1 protein-coding gene is annotated in these 1,055 nt (G+C 28.9%); it reads right to left on the reverse strand.

The window, feature by feature from the left end:
* Positions 1 to 576: 576 nt before the first annotated feature.
* Positions 577 to 744, reverse strand: a complete 168-nt coding sequence (locus ABZV77_RS42740) for a lactococcin family bacteriocin (RefSeq protein WP_011834683.1) — start codon at positions 742 to 744, stop codon at positions 577 to 579.
* Between the last annotated feature and the right edge of the window lie 311 nt (positions 745 to 1,055).

Below are 1,055 nucleotides of genomic sequence, written 5' to 3' on the forward strand. Positions count from 1 at the left end.
AGTGTTATTTTTGCCATATTTTCTACTTCCTTTAATTTTCTTTATGATACTAGTATAGCGCTACCCTTATAGATAAAAATTGATAACTATCAAGAAAATAAAAAGTATAACTTACTAGACTTTATTAACATAAAGGTAAGGTCTGTCTGACGATTCCTGCGGAAAGTTTTGGCAACTGCAGTTGCCAAAATTGGGCGTTTGCCCCAGACCCCAAGCAAACAAAAAAGACAGTTTCCTGTCTCTTTTGTTCTCTGCTTTTAGTAAATGACTATTTACTTTCAAAATTTGATCAACCATATGGAGAACCACCGGTTCCTGGGTTAATTTGCATTATTTTTCGTGCTTCTTCAAAAAAACAAGCACATCATCTGAATGAACAAGGTACTGTAAACTAGAAATTAATTCACTGATTTGGGGATCAAAATTTCTACCCTTTTCAATATTGCTTTTTGCAATCAGAAAAAGCTTCTTTTCTTCGCTTGAAATATTATTGCTAGTTAAAATCCCATCAATAATTTTTAATAAATATTTTTGATTATCTTTTAAATTAGGGTAAATATATTTTGTCAATCTAATTCACCCCAATCCACACATCCATTTAGGTAATTGTTTAGGATTCCCATCATTATGACCATTAAGCCAATGAAGAACATCATTCATACTTTGATTATTAGGATAACCACCCCCAACTATTTCTGAAAGTTCTTCATCAGATATAATTTGAAAATTTGTTTGAATTTCCATTTTCTAACTCCTTTGATATTGTTAATAATTTGATTATAATTCTTTAATTAAAAAAATCATTAACAATTGTTAATAAAAAAATTATCAAGAATAACTTCACTAATTTAGCTGTAAAAATAGAATCACTAAATTATATTTATAAAATTTCGCCTGTTTCCTCGTCGATTTTAGAACCATATTTACGCTCTTGATAAACAGCATCAAAATACAATCGGACTAATCCAGTATGTGAACGTCATACGTTTATCAATAATTTATATCAGATTCATAAGATGATTTGATAGTTATAATTATGAGAACATTATCATAAC

The sequence above is a fragment of the Streptomyces sp. NPDC004732 genome, assembly GCF_040609235.1.
Taxonomy (GTDB): domain Bacteria; phylum Actinomycetota; class Actinomycetes; order Streptomycetales; family Streptomycetaceae; genus Streptomyces.

Coding starts and splice junctions, on each gene's coding strand:
- ABZV77_RS42740 (WP_011834683.1), bottom strand. CDS start 744: ATGGAAATTCAAACAAATTTTCAAATTATATCTGATGAAGAACTTTCA.